Source organism: Pseudomonas sp. TE3552 (genome assembly GCF_056278945.1).
Map to the genome: position 1 here is coordinate 1,680,867 of NZ_JBWBQJ010000001.1, position 14,108 is coordinate 1,694,974.

Consider the following 14,108-nt stretch of genomic DNA (forward strand, 5'->3'; position numbering starts at 1 on the left):
GGCCTGTGTGGGTCGCGAAAACCTAATGGTCGCACCAGTGTGATCGTCGAAAGTCGTTACGAGCGCAGTTGGCTAGCCAGATCCTTCGGTGCGTCTGTCTGAGCTGTGCCCTGCATCGCTTCGGCCCGCATACGATCGTATTCTTCTTTGGCAATAGGCACTGCGTTGCGTTTGCCGAGATCTTCAAGGCGAATCCGGTATGTTTCACGTGTAGTGAACGCCGCGATCGCAGCGATAACACAGATACCTAATGTAAGAGAACCGATTTTTAGTGGGATATTCTCGGAGCCGGGGGGCGCTACAGTAACGAAGATTGCCGGGAGAAACGCAGTCATCGCGGTCCCTATGTTCTGTCCGATGGCCATACCGGTCACACGCACCCGCGTACGGAACAATTCGGGAAAGAGGCTCGGGAATACGCCGTTGAAACCCTGATAGGCGATGCCCCACATGAGTACGGAGAGAACCAGCGAAAGCCACAGGTTGTGGACGCTGATAGCGTACAGGTACGCGTACGAGAGCAGTCCTGCGCAGAGAACGCCAATAATGACTGGGGGCCTGCGGCCGATCTTGTCTGAGAGGTTACCAACGAAGGGGATCAGGATCACCGCGCACATGTTACCCAGCAGAGGAATCCACAAATAGACGCCTGCCGGGAAACCGATGCCATAGGCCGGTTGAACCGCATAGGTGGCGCCGAATACCGAGGCGACAATGGCGATCACCGCAGCAAGTGCCATGCAGATCACACGCAAGAGGTCACCCCAGCTCTGCCGGATGACTTCGACAACTGGCAGAACAGTTGCTTCGCCTTGCGTTTTTTGTTTGGCAAATACAGGTGTCTCGTCGACCTGGCGGCGAATGATATATCCCATGATGACGACAACGACGCTGAGCAGGAACGGAATCCGCCAGCCCCAGGATGCGAACTGATCCGCAGGCATAAAATGAGCGAGAGGCAAGAAAACTGCTGCCGCGAGCAGTTGCCCGGCCTGAACCCCTTGGAGGGTAAAACTCGCGAAGTAACCACGGCGACCGGACGGAGCGTGTTCGAGAATCATGGAGCTGGCGCAGGAGATCTCCCCGGCCACCGCAAAACCCTGAATCAGGCGCAACGTCACAAGCAGCAAGGGCGCCCAGATCCCGATCTGCTGGTACGTTGGCAGCAGCCCGATGCACATCGTCGAGAAGCCCATCAGGAACATGCAGTAAACCAGAACCGTTTTACGGCCGTGGCGATCACCCAAATGCCCTAGGACAACAGCGCCTATCGGCCGGGCGATATAGCCCACACCAAAGCTTGCCAGAGAGGCAATGATGCCGACCGCTGGGTTATCAGACGGAAAAAAGAGCTGTGGAAACAGCAAGGCCGCCGCGGTCGCATAGATAAAGAAGTCGTAATACTCCAGTGCCGAGCCGATCCAGCCGCTAGCTGCGGCTTTCTTTGACTGGCTTTTGGAATGAGCGTCGATCGGTATGCTCTGATTCATAACGTGTCTCCGGTTTCTCAATTGTTGTTATTGTAACGCCGTTCCATCAGTAATTCTGTTACCGAAATTGCCGCCTTGTCAAGGGAGAAGTCCCCTTGGGCGATCAAGCGGGACGCTGGTTTTTGTGCGGTGCTGAGTTCATACGTCCGACGTCGTCGCCCAGCCGAGCGAGCACGGCAAAGCCTGCTCGTGCGTTCGGGCGAATAGGGCGCTAGAGGATGAACAGGTTCCCAAGCGTCAAGCTGTCGCCGCTGTTGCTCATACAGAGAGCAATGACCCCAGCGACAGGTTTTAACGTTTGTAGATTGCTCTGCAAAATTTTGGCGCGTCAGCAGTACAGAGTGACCTTAAGGCGCACTAGCCCGCGCCTTAAGGGAATCGGAAATCAATTCGTCTGCATGCCGACGTGCCCGTTTGCCAACCTACAAGCTATCTCTCGAGAGAGCACCGTCGACGAGCCTCGAAATGTTCAACGGATTCGCGTTCTTTAGAACATCGGGAAGCAACGCGTCGGGGTAGTTTTGGAAGCACACTGGCCTCAGGAAGCGGTCGATGGCCAAGGTGCCGACCGAAGTGCCACGGCTATCAGACGTGGCAGGATAAGGGCCACCGTGCACCATTGAATCGCAGACCTCGACACCCGTTGGGTAGCCATTGATGAGGATGCGGCCAACCTTCATCTCCAGCAAAGCAGTCAACTCTACGAACTGCGTAAGGTCTTCTGGCTCGCCAATCAAGGTTGCGGTCAATTGTCCGTGAAGGGCATCGATGGCAGCGTTGAGTTGCGCCTGGTCAGCGACCTCGATGAAGATGGACGTGGGGCCGAAGATTTCCTCTTGAAGAACCTTGTCGCCGTTAAGCAGCAACGCTACGTCGGCCTTGAACAACTGTGGCTGGGCTTGGTGACCCTGTTGGTTGCTGCCAGCCAGGTGCACGATGCCGGGGTGCGCGTGCAGGTTCTGCAAGCCAGCCGCATAGCTACGCAGGGTGCCTGCGTTGAGCATTGTCTGTGCCGGTTGGTCATTTATAAACGCTGCCACTCTATCCTGAAAGGCACTAAATGCAGCCGAACGAATACCAACCACCAGCCCGGGATTGGTGCAGAACTGCCCACAACCTTGAACCACCGAGGCGACAAGATCGTGAGCGATACTGTCGGCTCGACGCGAGAGTGCCTGAGGCAGGATCACGACCGGGTTGATGCTCGACATCTCGGCGAAGACTGGAATGGGGTCGGGGCGAGCGGCGGCCATATCGCACAGCGCTCGACCGCCTTTGAGCGATCCGGTAAAACCAACGCCCTTGATGAGCGGGTGTTTTACCAAGGCTTCGCCTACGCCACTGCCATAAATCATGTTGAAGACACCGACGGGCATGCCGCTGCGCTCGGCCGCCCGGATGATCGCGTTGGCGACCTGTTCTGCAGTGGCCATGTGGCCGCTGTGGGCTTTGAATACCACCGGACAACCCGCCGCGAGGGCCGAGGCGGTATCGCCGCCGGCCGTGGAGAAAGCCAATGGAAAATTACTGGCACCAAACACAGCAACCGGACCGATTGCGGTGCGGTACTGGCGAAGGTCAGGGCGCGGCAACGGTTTGCGAAGGGGTAACGCTTGGTCGATGCGAGCCCCATAGAAGTCACCACGCCGCAGCACGTTTGCAAACAAGCGCATTTGACCGCTGGTACGTGCGCGTTCGCCCTGGATGCGAGCGACAGGCAGTGCTGTTTCACGGCAAACCAGCGCAATGAACTCATCGTCCAAAGCCTCTAGCTCTTGAGCAATGGCATCGAGAAATTCAGCCCGTTTGCTCGCGCTCAGGGTGCGGTAGCTGGAAAAAGCATTGTGGGCTGCATGAGCCGCGTCCTCGACTTCTTGCGCAGTCGCCTGGTGGAAGGCATAGGGTAAGGTTTCCCCCGTGCTGGCATCCACACTCTTGACGATGACACTGCCCGTGGCGCGGCGCTGACCGCCGATAAAATTTTGGCCGGTGATGAGGGACATGGTTGTCTCCAGGTTGAAAGTGCATGTGATAGAAGGGCAAGGCGTCCCCAGGACTGAAAATCAGGTGACGGCGCCGATCTGCCAAGGCACGAACTCATTTTGTCCGTATCCGTGTTGTTCGCTCATGCTGCGTTCGCCCGAGGCAATGCGCAGCATGGTTTCAAAGATCGCTGCACCGCACGCCTCGATGGTCAAAGTGTCTTCGGCTATTTCGCCGCAGTTGATGTCCATGTCTTCTCGCTGACGCGCCCATAAGGCGCTATTGGTCGCCAGCTTGATTGATGGGGCCGGGGCACAGCCATAGGCCGATCCACGACCGGTGGTAAACGCAATCAGGTTCGCGCCACCGGCGACCTGGCCGGTTGCCGAGACCGGGTCATAGCCAGGGGTGTCCATGAAAACCAGCCCGTTGGCCGTGACGGCCTGGGCGTATTCGTAGACATCCATCAGGTTGCTCGAGCCAGCCTTTGCCACCGCGCCCAGCGACTTTTCCAGAATGGTGGTCAAGCCACCTGCCTTGTTGCCGGCTGAGGGGTTATTGTTTAGTTCGGCCCCCATACGCTCGCAGTACTGTTCCCACCAGTGAATGCGAGCGATGAGTTTTTCGCCGACTTCACGGCTCACAGCCCGTCGTGTCAGCAAGTGTTCGGCACCGTATATTTCAGGGGTTTCGGAAAGAATCGCGGTACCGCCGCAGGCGACCAGGCGATCCACCGCGTTGCCCAGCGCAGGGTTGGCAGTAATACCGGAGTAGCCATCCGAGCCACCGCACTGAAGCCCAACGACCAGATGGCGAGCGCTGACCGGTTCACGCTGAATTTGATTGGCCTCGCCAAGCAATTGCTTCACGTGGTCAATGCCACTGGCGATGGCCTTGGATGTACCGCCACTGTCCTGGATGTTGAACGTGCGTAGGGTATTGCTACGGGTGAGTCCTTGGGTTGTGAGTAATGAGTCGATTTGGTTCGTCTCGCAGCCCAACCCGATCACCAGCACGGCCGCAAAGTTGGCGTGGGTCGCATAGCCGGCCAATGTCCGGCGCAACATGCTCAAACCGTCGCCCGCAGGATCAACGGCGCAGCCGGCGGAATGCGTGAGAGCGACAACACCGTCGACGTTTGGAAACGCTTGCAGTGCGCCGGGATTGATGTCCCGACGAAAATGGTCTGCGATGGCCCGGGCGACTGTGGCAGAGCAATTCACTGACGTAAGAATGCCGATGTAGTTGCGCGTCGCGACGCGTCCATCCGGGCGTACGATACCCATGAACGACGGGGCTTCACTCGGCTTGACGCTGGGTTTCGCATCGACGCTGAAAGCATAATCTCGAGTGAATTCCCCCATGGCCAGGTTGTGCACATGGATGTGCTCGCCTGCTTCTATGTCGACAACAGCAAAACCAATGATTTGCCCATAGCGCCTCACCGGTTGACCGGCTTCGATACGGCGGGAGGCGACTTTATGGCCCGGGACGATCGCTTGGCGGATGGTTATGCCTTCTGGCTCAAGGATTTCCCCGGCGAGTAGCGGTCGGCGTGCAATCAGCACATCGTCCAGCGGGTTCAAGCGCAGCACAGCTGCTGCACCGGTTTTCATGATCAGTTCCATCGCATCCTCACGGGCTGCTGGGTGGTGGGCGGTCGCTAATAGCGCCGCACTTTTGTGCCGGCACTATAGGATTCATGGAAATGGCTGCCTAATGAGAGCTTTCGATTGCTCGATAACTTTGCCTCATCGACTTTTATTGGGGGTGCTTGCAGTCCCTCTTCTCTGTAGCCGTTTGCCGTTGTCTGGCGAACGCTAATAAAGTCGCGACAAACCTCCGCGTTGGCTCTGACAGGGGCTCGTCCTTGCGAGTGATCACACCGTAATCCTGGGATTCAACCTTGAAGGGCGTGTTGAGGATTTTCAGCTGGCCGTTTTGCAGTTGCGACTGGACCATGGACTCGGGGAGCATGGCGAGCATGGGGCCAGACTGAAGCAACTGCAGGAAGGTTTGCATGGAAATCGTCTCCACGGTGTTGGTTGGCGGGACGATCTTGAACAGCGTGAAAGCCCGCTCCATGCGTTGTCGGATCGGCGTATTAAAGGGGTACATGACCCATGGCCATTCGCTGAGTGCTTCAGTGGGGACCTCCTCGAGTCGGCACAAGGGATGTGTGCTGTTCGCGACAAGGCAAAAGGGTTCAGGTCCCAGCGATGTAAATTCGAAAGGCTGGCAATCCTCATCCGTGAAGCGTGCAATGATCAAATCGAGCTTTTTTTGTTCGAGCATTTCCAGCAGGTGATTGCTGGTTTGTTCGATCACCTCGATAGAAAGGAGCGGACGCTCCCGCTTGATGCTGGCGATCGCTTCAGGCAGCACCACGGATGTCGCGGCGAAAATGGTGCCGATTTTTAAATGGCCATGCCCGCCTTTACGCAACTTGTTGACCTGGTCGACGAACGATTCCGTGTCTTCCAGGGTAATGCGTGCATAACGGGCCACGAACTCCCCCAGTTCAGTCAGGACCAGGTTACGCGTTTGGCGCTCAAACAAGGGGAAACCCAAGAGTACTTCCAGATCGCGAAGCAATTTACTGATGGCCGGTTGCGTAACATTCATGTGTTCTGCGGTGGTGTGCATATTGCGGGTCTTGGCCAGGCTATTGACCAGTACCAAATGTTTGATCTTCAGCCATCGGGTGACACTGCCAAAAGTAATTTGATCGTTTTCCATTGGATAAGGCCTTGTCTGTCGATAACGAAACAGCATTGATGAGTGAGATTCTTTCATTGGGATTTGCGGGGGCGGTCCATTAGCTTGACGGCTCTGATGGCTGACTGATCTGGAAGCTTTATGGCTAATTTGAAACTGACGCGCGAAAACACACTGCCAGTGGATGGCTTGGCCGGAACGCTGATCGGCCGTGCCTGGATCCCGGGGGCGATTGCAGGACCCTCGCCGGTGGTGTTGCGCGATGAAGGAGCGTTTGATCTTTCTGAAGCCTTTTCGACAATCAGCGAACTGCTGGAACACGCCTCGCCGTTGTTGGCGGTTCGTCAGGCGCCTGGCAGATACATCGGGACTGTCGAGGCGTTGCTTGGGAACACCGGCAGCCATGCCGATCCCGACAAGGCATCGCTGTTGCCCCCGGCGGATTTGCAAGTCATCAAGGCGGCTGGGGTAACGTTCGCGTCCAGCATGATTGAGCGGGTCATCGAGGAGCAGGCCCGAGGCGATGCTGCCAAAGCTGAAAGTGTTCGCCGCTTGGTGCACGACGCAATAGGCGATAACTTGCGGGCAATCAAGCCGGGCTCGCCAGAAGCGACGCGCCTTAAAGCTGTGCTGATCAAGCAGGGCATGTGGTCGCAATACCTGGAGGTCGGTATCGGCCCGGATGCGGAGATTTTCACGAAGGCGCCGGTTCTGGCCGCAGTGGGCAGCGGCAGCGAAATCGGAATTCATCGCAAGTCTGAATGGAACAACCCGGAACCGGAAATTGTGCTGGCGGTGAACAGCCGAGGCCAAGTGCATGGCGTCACCTTGGGCAATGACGTCAATTTGCGTGATTTCGAAGGCCGCAGCGCACTGCTGTTGAGCAAGGCCAAGGACAACAATGCGTCCTGTGCGATCGGCCCATTTATTCGTCTGTTCGATGAAGCGTTTACGCTCGATGACGTGCGCAACTGCGTCGTGGATTTGCACGTCCAGGGCGGCGACGGCTTTACGCTTGAAGGCAGCAGTTCCATGGCCCTGATCAGCCGTGACCCGTTGGATCTCGTAGCCCAGACGGTCGGCGGTGATCACCAATACCCGGACGGCTTCATGCTTTTTCTCGGGACATTGTTTGCGCCTACCCAGGATCGTGAGGAGCCGGGAAGCGGCTTCACTCATAAGCAGGGTGATGAGGTCAGCATCGGGAGTCCGTTGCTGGGCACGCTGCGCAATACCGTCACCTACAGCCATGAGGCGGCGCCTTGGACTTTCGGCTTGCGAGCAATGATGCACAATCTTGCTGCCCGCGGACTGCTGTAGGTAAGGCGGGGTGGTGAGAGGCATTGGGCGTTCTTCCGCAAAGATTGAACATGCACAGGCGCTTGTCTATGGATAAAGAGCCGGACCCGAAGGGTTCGGTTTTTATCTCTGTCAGGCGTCCCATGTCCCGGGTAACCGGCTGTATGGCCCGCTCTGTCTCGATAAGGCCAAGCCGGTGCAAGCGGGTTTGACTTATCCGGGGACGCCTGCATACTATTGGAACACGGTTCCAGTACGAACAATGTTGCTCGAATCCACCTCATTGTCAAAGATAAGTCGAGAAAAATATGAGAGTCGTTAAAGGTGCTGTTGACCGTTGCCTGGAGGCGATTGAACTGCTGGCCCGTGAGGCTCGCTGGATGCGGATGTCCGATATCGCAGCCGAGCTGAGCCTGGAGAAGGGGCCTGCTCATCGGGTGCTTGCTCAGTTAGTCGAGCAAGGGTGGGCGGAGCAGGATGAAGCGACGTCGCAGTACCGCTTGACGCTGAAGCTGGCACTGTTGGGGCAGCGCTATTTACATGGAATTGGCTTGCCTGAATTGGTCCAGCCGATCATCGAGCAAGTGGCTATTCAATGTCACGAGTTGGTGCGGTTGACGGTGGTCAACGAGGGCACCTTGTCCTGGTTATCGTCGGCCCAAGGCGCCGCGCCGGGGCTTATGTATTCGCCGGCCATGGATAAACCGATCAATCTCTATGCAACCGCCAATGGCAAAGCCTGGCTGGCAACGATGTCTGATGAGCTGGCCATTGAGCATGCACTGCGCAGCGGGCTGGGGAAAGCTGACGCCGGGATTGGGCGCGGGCCGAAAGCGGTCAACAGCGTCGAAGGCTTGTTGGCCGAGCTGGCACTGACCCGAAAGCGCGGGTATGGCTTGGTCATTGAAGAAGCCGAGGCGGGTGTCTGGGCGATTGCCGTACCGGTCAAGCTGGTTCCGTCCGGCACTGTGGTGGGCACGATGAGTATCGCCGGCCCGGTGTTGCGCATGCAGCCCGAACGTTATGACGAATTGCATGCCTTGCTGGAAGAGGCCGCTAACAAGCTGGGTACGGTTTGGCCGCGCCAGAACAACGTGCATTCGGAGAGCGTATGAGCCAACTCGCACCTGCTGAGGCCAAGGCCGGATCAGGGCTGGAAGTCGCCGCTGCCGCTCTGGTTCGTGCACGGCTAGAGGGGGTTCGGCTGGCATCCTTGCCTGGCCCGAACCTGCCGAGCAGCCTCGCACAAGGTTTTGCCATTCAGCAACACGTGGGCCCATTGGCTGGAAAAACCGTGGGGGGCTGGAAGTGTGCATTGCCGCCGGCTGGCAAGTGGATCGTAGCCCCGATCTACAGCGACAGCATTGTAAACGGCGAACGTTACCGACTGGCCGCTGACGCCGATAAGGCGCGCATCGAGCCCGAATTGGCGTGCGTCCTGGCCCATGATTTGCCGGCACGTGTCGAGCCTTATACCGCTGAACAGATCGCTGCTGCGATCAGCGACGTGCGCTTGGCATTGGAAGTGATCGACTGCCGTTATACCGATCCACAGACACTGCCCTTCGAGCAATTGCTCGCGGATGGTCTATTCAATCACGGCCTGGTACTTGGGGCCCCAATCACGCTGTCGAACCCTGCCAGCATGCCCTCTGAACTGGCTATCACCCTGAGCGATGCAACGTCGGAGCTCGTGAGTATCAAGGGCCGCCATCCGGACGGGGATCCGTTGTTGCCGATCGTCTGGCTGGCCAATTTTCTGTCTACACAAGGGATAGGGCTGCAAGCAGGGCAGGTGATTATCACCGGGTCCTATGCAGGTGTTCTCGATGTGCCCGTTAACCAGCCACTGCATGTTCAGTTCGGCGGAGCAGGCTCATTGTCTGTCCATTTCTCAACGCTGGAGGAGTAACAAATGCGCTTAGTTCGTTTTGGTTTACCGGGGCAGGAACAGCCGGGAATCTTGGATTCGCAAGGGATCGTTCGAGACCTCTCGGGCATTGTCGATGACATCGATGCGTCGGCCCTGAGCCCGGCAGTGCTTGAAAAACTGCGCGCGGTCGACGTTGAAAAGCTGCCCGTGGTGGCGCCTGGCACGCGTCTTGGCCCGTGCGTAGGCAGCGTACCGAACCTGATTTGCATCGGGCTGAACTACTCCGATCACGCGGCTGAAACGAATACGCCTATCCCGAGCCAACCGGTGGTCTTCAACAAACACACTGCGTCCATCAGCGGAGCCAATGACCCGGTCATCTTGCCAACGGGCGCTCAGAAACTGGATTGGGAAGTCGAACTGGCCATCGTCATCGGTACGCCTGCCTGGCAGATCGATGAGTCGCAGGCATTGAATCACATTGCCGGTTATTGCCTGGCCAATGATGTTTCCGAGCGGGCTTATCAGCTTGAGTACGAAGGCCAGTGGACCAAGGGCAAAAGCGGATTTTCTTTCGCTCCTCTGGGACCTTGGCTGGTCACCCGTGACGAAATTGCCGATCCGCAGGCACTTGACCTCTGGCTCGATGTGAATGGCAAACGTCTCCAGACCGGCAATACCCGTACGATGATCTTCAGTGTTGCCCATATTGTCGCGTACCTCAGTCGCTTCATGCCGCTACTGCCGGGTGACGTCATCATTACCGGTACGCCACCAGGTGTGGGGCTCGGGCAGAAGCCACCGGTATTCCTCAAGGCAGGTGACACCATGCGTGTCGGTGGCCAGGGGTTGGGTGAACAATTTCAGACCGTGGTTCCGTACGTTGCTGAAATGGGGGCTGCATGGGTCGCGGGCCGCCATCCCAATGTTGACTGACTATCGCTAAAGGAAAAAACGCTATGAGCTTTGCAGGAACAGGTGTAGTCGCGATCTGGCATGATCTTCTGCCCGAAGCGCGGGACGAGTTCTATGAGTGGCATAACCGTGAGCACATGCCTGAGCGGGCTGGAATTCCGGGCTTTTTGCGGGGACGCCGGTACATCGCTTTGGATGCCGGGCCGACTTATTTCAACCTCTATGAGGCTGATTCTGTGCAGGTGTTGGGAGGGCAGGATTATTTATCGCGTCTCAACACCCCGACGGCGTGGACCCAGCAGTCGGTGAAATCCTATCGCAATGTCGCGCGATCCATTTGCGAAGTCACTTACTCCAGCGGTGTGGGGCAGGGCGCGTATTTGTTAACGGTCCGTTTCGATGTTGTTGAAGGGCAACATAAATCGGTATCAGATGCACTGCGCCAACGCGTGCTACCTCCCCTGGCGGATAAACAGGGTATTACGGGCGTGCATTTGTGTGTAGCTGATGAGGCCGTGAGCAAGGTTGAAACCGCAGAGAAAAAGGCCCGCGCCGAAGGCACCCAGATACCGGCCTGGATCGTCATGATCGAAGGTTGTGCGCCTGACTACGTTCGCGTCGCTGGCGAGTCTTTTGTGGCCGAGCTGCAACGGCTGTTGGAGGGGCAATCGACAGGACCGGAAACCACGCTCTATCAACTGGAATACACACGTTGCAAAACGCCGGGGAGTGCGGGTTGATCGCCGAGCGTTCGAGTACGTTTTAACGTTCAGTCGTTGTTCTCATGCAATTCCTCACGAGCGTGCCAATACAGGCATTGAGTTTAGCTCGCGTCTGCGCACGCTCGGGTTTTGCTTAAGGCGATATTAAACAATTATCAAGTTGCTCAATAACGGGCTAGATAAGGAACTCCTTCGGTCGCTCGGAAGTTAGCTCTTCGGGCTGTCTGTGCATGCGTTGTCACGAGCTAAAAATCGCAACAAAAAACAATAATAATTCATTGTGAGGAAACATCATGCGCTACCCGGTTACTATCCGCAGCGTGCCTGCACATCCATCGTTCATCAGTCTGACTCTTGCGTTATGCGCGGGTTCGTCAGCTGTTGTTCAAGCCGATCAAAATAGCGGTTTTGTCGATGGCGCTACGGCCACCCTCAATTTGCGCAACGCTTACATCAATCGCAACTTCACCAACCCGAACGCCGCCCAAGGCAAAGCCGAGGAATGGACTCAGAACTTCATCCTCGATGCCAAGTCCGGGTTCACCCAGGGCACGGTCGGTTTCGGCGTGGACGTGTTGGGCCTGTACTCGGTAAAGCTCGACGGCGGCCGTGGCACGGCGGGCACTCAGTTGCTGCCGGTGCATGACGATGGCCGTCCGGCCGATGACTTCGGGCGCCTGGGCGTGGCCCTCAAGGGCAAAGTCTCGAAGACCGAGCTGAAGGTCGGCGAGTGGATGCCAGTGCTGCCAATCCTGCGCTCTGATGACGGCCGTTCCCTGCCGCAAACCTTCCGTGGGGGCCAGGTAACTTCCACTGAAATCAACGGCCTGACCCTATACGGTGGCCAGTTCCGCGCCAACAGTCCGCGTAACGACGCGAGCATGGAAGACATGTCGATGAATGGCCGTGGTGCCTTCACTTCTGACCGCTTCAACTTCGGCGGTGGCGAATACGCCTTCAATGAAAAGCGCACCCAAGTCGGCGTCTGGTACGCTGAACTGTCAGACATCTACCAGCAGCAATATTTCAACCTGACCCACAGCCAGCCCATCGGCGACTTGACCCTGGGCGCCAACCTCGGCTATTTCATCGGCAAGGAAGACGGCAACGCCCTGGCCGGCGACCTGGACAACAAAACCGCGTTCGCCCTGCTCTCGGCCAAATACGGCGGCAACACCTTCTATGTCGGCCTGCAAAAAGTCAGCGGCGACGATGCCTGGATGCGCGTCAACGGCACCAGCGGCGGCACCCTGGCCAACGACAGCTACAACTCCAGCTACGACAACGCGAAGGAAAAATCCTGGCAAGTGCGCCACGACTTCAACTTCGCTGCCGTTGGTGTACCGGGCCTGACGTTGATGAACCGCTACATCAGCGGCGATAACGTACACACCGCCACCGTTGACGACGGCAAGGAATGGGGCCGTGAAACCGAACTGGCCTACACTGTGCAGAGCGGCGCGCTGAAAAACCTCAACGTGAAATGGCGCAATGCGTCGATTCGTCGGGACTTCAGCACCAATGAATTTGATGAAAACCGGATTTTCATCAATTACCCCATCTCGCTGCTATAAAACGTCTCCGGTTCGCTTCCCTTGATGAGTAGCGGCGTACAGGTGCGCCGCTATTTTTCTGTAGGTTTCAATAATTTCTGCGCCAGCGCCAAGGCTTCATCTTCAGTAGCTGTCATGAGCATGGGATAGCCCCAAAATTTTTCATACATAACTGCGAACGCTTTGCCTGCTAAGCGTTTGGTAAGACTTGATTCGATATGAATCGAGGCTTTGACATAACTTTTGAGTTCGCTCTTATGGCGTTTCATCCACAGCGCTATTTGTTTCTTTTCGTCTGGTGAATGTTCCGGTTCCTCCTTATCTAGACCTTCGCTGTTCAGGAGGACGAAGGGGTCATTGCGAGCAAGCAAGGCTTCGAACTCTGCAAGTGACTCTTCCTGACTAGTGCCCGGTGTGGTTTTTTGCAACCAAACGAACGGAAATTGTGTGGCGTCTATACGCATTTCTATAGTCCTTCGACGAGTTGCCAAGCCTCTGTGATGTCCTGCGGTTTCAGGATACCCTGAAGCGAGCCGGCTTAATTGCACAGGCTGGCCACAATATTGTTCGAATCAGCCAAACTATTTTTGGCTTTGCGTGGGGCGCACACCTGCTATGGCGAACACTGCTAATAAAAACACGGTGACCGTATGGGACGTCGATAGCATTTCGCGGCCCGTCGTTGCCCTCAGCGCTTCGATGGTGAGCAAGGATTGGGAGCAAGCCCGCCATCAACATCGTAAGGCGCAGCTGCTTTACTCCGTGCGCGGCATCCTCAATTGTGAAATAGAAGAGGGTGTCTGGATCGTTCCACCGCAATGTGCCGTATGGATACCCGGTGGTTTGTCACATGCGACACGTGGCTCTGGAGAAACAGAATGTTATTGCCTGTTTGTTGAACCTGATGCCGCCCCGGATCTTCCGCGAAGCTGCTGCACGATTGGCGTATCACCGCTGTTGCGTGAGTTGCTGCTGAAGGCGGCGAGCTTCTCGGGAGACGCTGTCAATGTCGCGCGCGAAGACCGTCTGATCGCAACATTGTTGGACGAATTGTCGGCAGCCCCCGTACAGGACCTGCATTTGCCGATGCCCCGCGACATGCGCCTGCGCAGGCTCGCTGAAATGCTCTTGGCCGACCCCGCGGTCAAGATTTCGGTGCACGATTGGGCGACGCGCATTGGCATGAGTGAGCGCAGCATGAGTCGGCTTTTGCTGCAGGAAATAGGGATGAGTTTTGGACGTTGGCGTCGGCAATTGCATGTGATTCTGTCACTGCAACGCATGACCAAGGGAGAGAGCGTTCAATCGGTTGCATTGGAGCTCGGTTATGAGGGACCCAGTGGCTTTATCACGATGTTCCGCAAAACCGTGGGCAAACCACCAGTGCAATATCTCTCTGCCCGCTCAGCCAGCGCTCTTGTCGCAGGTGAATCATTGCCCGTGCCGTCAATCCTGTTTCCTGACGGCGTGTGATGGCTCGCTGCCAATCTATCCGAACCTAATCAATCCTGGCAGCAGGACGACTCAGCAATAAGCTGCCACCGGGAAGGTCTTG

12 protein-coding genes are annotated in these 14,108 nt (G+C 56.9%); 7 read left to right on the forward strand and 5 right to left on the reverse strand.

Annotated elements, in window-relative coordinates; all coding sequences use genetic code 11:
• Window positions 1-56: 56 nt before the first annotated feature.
• The 4 genes from ACZ9BB_RS07475 to ACZ9BB_RS07490 all read right to left on the reverse strand — a co-directional run bounded on the left by ACZ9BB_RS07475 (window position 57) and on the right by ACZ9BB_RS07490 (window position 6,212).
• Entirely contained in the window at window positions 57-1,490 is a 1,434-nt protein-coding gene (locus ACZ9BB_RS07475) for an MFS transporter (RefSeq protein ID WP_476213193.1), read from the reverse strand.
• 422 nt (window positions 1,491-1,912) lie between these two features.
• A complete protein-coding gene (locus tag ACZ9BB_RS07480) occupies window positions 1,913-3,493 on the reverse strand; it encodes an aldehyde dehydrogenase (NADP(+)) (protein ID WP_476213194.1) in 1,581 nt (526 codons plus the stop codon).
• Between the two features lie 60 nt (window positions 3,494-3,553).
• Entirely contained in the window at window positions 3,554-5,101 is a 1,548-nt protein-coding gene (locus tag ACZ9BB_RS07485) for a UxaA family hydrolase (RefSeq protein ID WP_476213195.1), read from the reverse strand.
• Between the two features lie 133 nt (window positions 5,102-5,234).
• On the reverse strand, window positions 5,235-6,212 hold the full coding sequence (locus tag ACZ9BB_RS07490) for a LysR family transcriptional regulator (RefSeq protein WP_476213196.1): 978 nt from the start codon (window positions 6,210-6,212) through the stop codon (window positions 5,235-5,237).
• Window positions 6,213-6,332: 120 nt separating this feature from the next.
• On the opposite strand from ACZ9BB_RS07490, the gene ACZ9BB_RS07495 reads away from it, so the two are divergent.
• From ACZ9BB_RS07495 to ACZ9BB_RS07520, 6 genes are all read left to right on the forward strand, one after another.
• A complete protein-coding gene (locus ACZ9BB_RS07495) occupies window positions 6,333-7,511 on the forward strand; it encodes a fumarylacetoacetate hydrolase family protein (protein WP_476213197.1) in 1,179 nt (392 codons plus the stop codon).
• A gap of 287 nt (window positions 7,512-7,798) precedes the next feature.
• Entirely contained in the window at window positions 7,799-8,605 is an 807-nt protein-coding gene (locus tag ACZ9BB_RS07500; RefSeq protein WP_476213198.1) for an IclR family transcriptional regulator, read from the forward strand.
• Window positions 8,602-9,402, forward strand: coding sequence for a 2-keto-4-pentenoate hydratase (locus ACZ9BB_RS07505; protein WP_476213199.1), 801 nt, complete (start codon window positions 8,602-8,604; stop codon window positions 9,400-9,402). Before ACZ9BB_RS07500 ends, ACZ9BB_RS07505 begins: the two co-directional genes overlap by 4 nt.
• A 3-nt stretch (window positions 9,403-9,405) precedes the next feature.
• Entirely contained in the window at window positions 9,406-10,299 is an 894-nt protein-coding gene (locus ACZ9BB_RS07510; RefSeq protein WP_476213200.1) for a fumarylacetoacetate hydrolase family protein, read from the forward strand.
• 23 nt (window positions 10,300-10,322) lie between these two features.
• Entirely contained in the window at window positions 10,323-11,018 is a 696-nt protein-coding gene (locus ACZ9BB_RS07515) for a DUF4286 family protein (RefSeq protein ID WP_057400013.1), read from the forward strand.
• Between the two features lie 275 nt (window positions 11,019-11,293).
• The gene (locus ACZ9BB_RS07520; RefSeq protein ID WP_476213201.1) at window positions 11,294-12,574 is read left to right on the forward strand and encodes an OprD family porin; all 1,281 of its coding nucleotides are present in this window, start codon (window positions 11,294-11,296) and stop codon (window positions 12,572-12,574) included.
• Between the two features lie 50 nt (window positions 12,575-12,624).
• Here ACZ9BB_RS07520 and ACZ9BB_RS07525 read toward each other — a convergent pair whose 3' ends face one another.
• Window positions 12,625-13,017, reverse strand: a complete 393-nt coding sequence (locus ACZ9BB_RS07525) for a hypothetical protein (protein WP_476213202.1) — start codon at window positions 13,015-13,017, stop codon at window positions 12,625-12,627.
• Between the two features lie 151 nt (window positions 13,018-13,168).
• On the opposite strand from ACZ9BB_RS07525, the gene ACZ9BB_RS07530 reads away from it, so the two are divergent.
• A complete protein-coding gene (locus tag ACZ9BB_RS07530; RefSeq protein ID WP_476213203.1) occupies window positions 13,169-14,026 on the forward strand; it encodes an AraC family transcriptional regulator in 858 nt (285 codons plus the stop codon).
• Window positions 14,027-14,108 lie beyond the last annotated feature (82 nt).

Excerpts from the sequence above, each read along its gene's own strand:
- ACZ9BB_RS07475 (WP_476213193.1), bottom strand. The coding sequence starts at position 1,490 with ATGAATCAGAGCATACCGATCGACGCTCATTCCAAAAGCCAGTCAAAG.
- ACZ9BB_RS07530 (WP_476213203.1), top strand. The coding sequence starts at position 13,169 with ATGGCGAACACTGCTAATAAAAACACGGTGACCGTATGGGACGTCGAT.
- ACZ9BB_RS07515 (WP_057400013.1), top strand. The coding sequence starts at position 10,323 with ATGAGCTTTGCAGGAACAGGTGTAGTCGCGATCTGGCATGATCTTCTG.
- ACZ9BB_RS07490 (WP_476213196.1), bottom strand. The coding sequence starts at position 6,212 with ATGGAAAACGATCAAATTACTTTTGGCAGTGTCACCCGATGGCTGAAG.
- ACZ9BB_RS07525 (WP_476213202.1), bottom strand. The coding sequence starts at position 13,017 with ATGCGTATAGACGCCACACAATTTCCGTTCGTTTGGTTGCAAAAAACC.
- ACZ9BB_RS07500 (WP_476213198.1), top strand. The coding sequence starts at position 7,799 with ATGAGAGTCGTTAAAGGTGCTGTTGACCGTTGCCTGGAGGCGATTGAA.
- ACZ9BB_RS07485 (WP_476213195.1), bottom strand. The coding sequence starts at position 5,101 with ATGGAACTGATCATGAAAACCGGTGCAGCAGCTGTGCTGCGCTTGAAC.
- ACZ9BB_RS07520 (WP_476213201.1), top strand. The coding sequence starts at position 11,294 with ATGCGCTACCCGGTTACTATCCGCAGCGTGCCTGCACATCCATCGTTC.
- ACZ9BB_RS07495 (WP_476213197.1), top strand. The coding sequence starts at position 6,333 with ATGGCTAATTTGAAACTGACGCGCGAAAACACACTGCCAGTGGATGGC.
- ACZ9BB_RS07510 (WP_476213200.1), top strand. The coding sequence starts at position 9,406 with ATGCGCTTAGTTCGTTTTGGTTTACCGGGGCAGGAACAGCCGGGAATC.
- ACZ9BB_RS07505 (WP_476213199.1), top strand. The coding sequence starts at position 8,602 with ATGAGCCAACTCGCACCTGCTGAGGCCAAGGCCGGATCAGGGCTGGAA.
- ACZ9BB_RS07480 (WP_476213194.1), bottom strand. The coding sequence starts at position 3,493 with ATGTCCCTCATCACCGGCCAAAATTTTATCGGCGGTCAGCGCCGCGCC.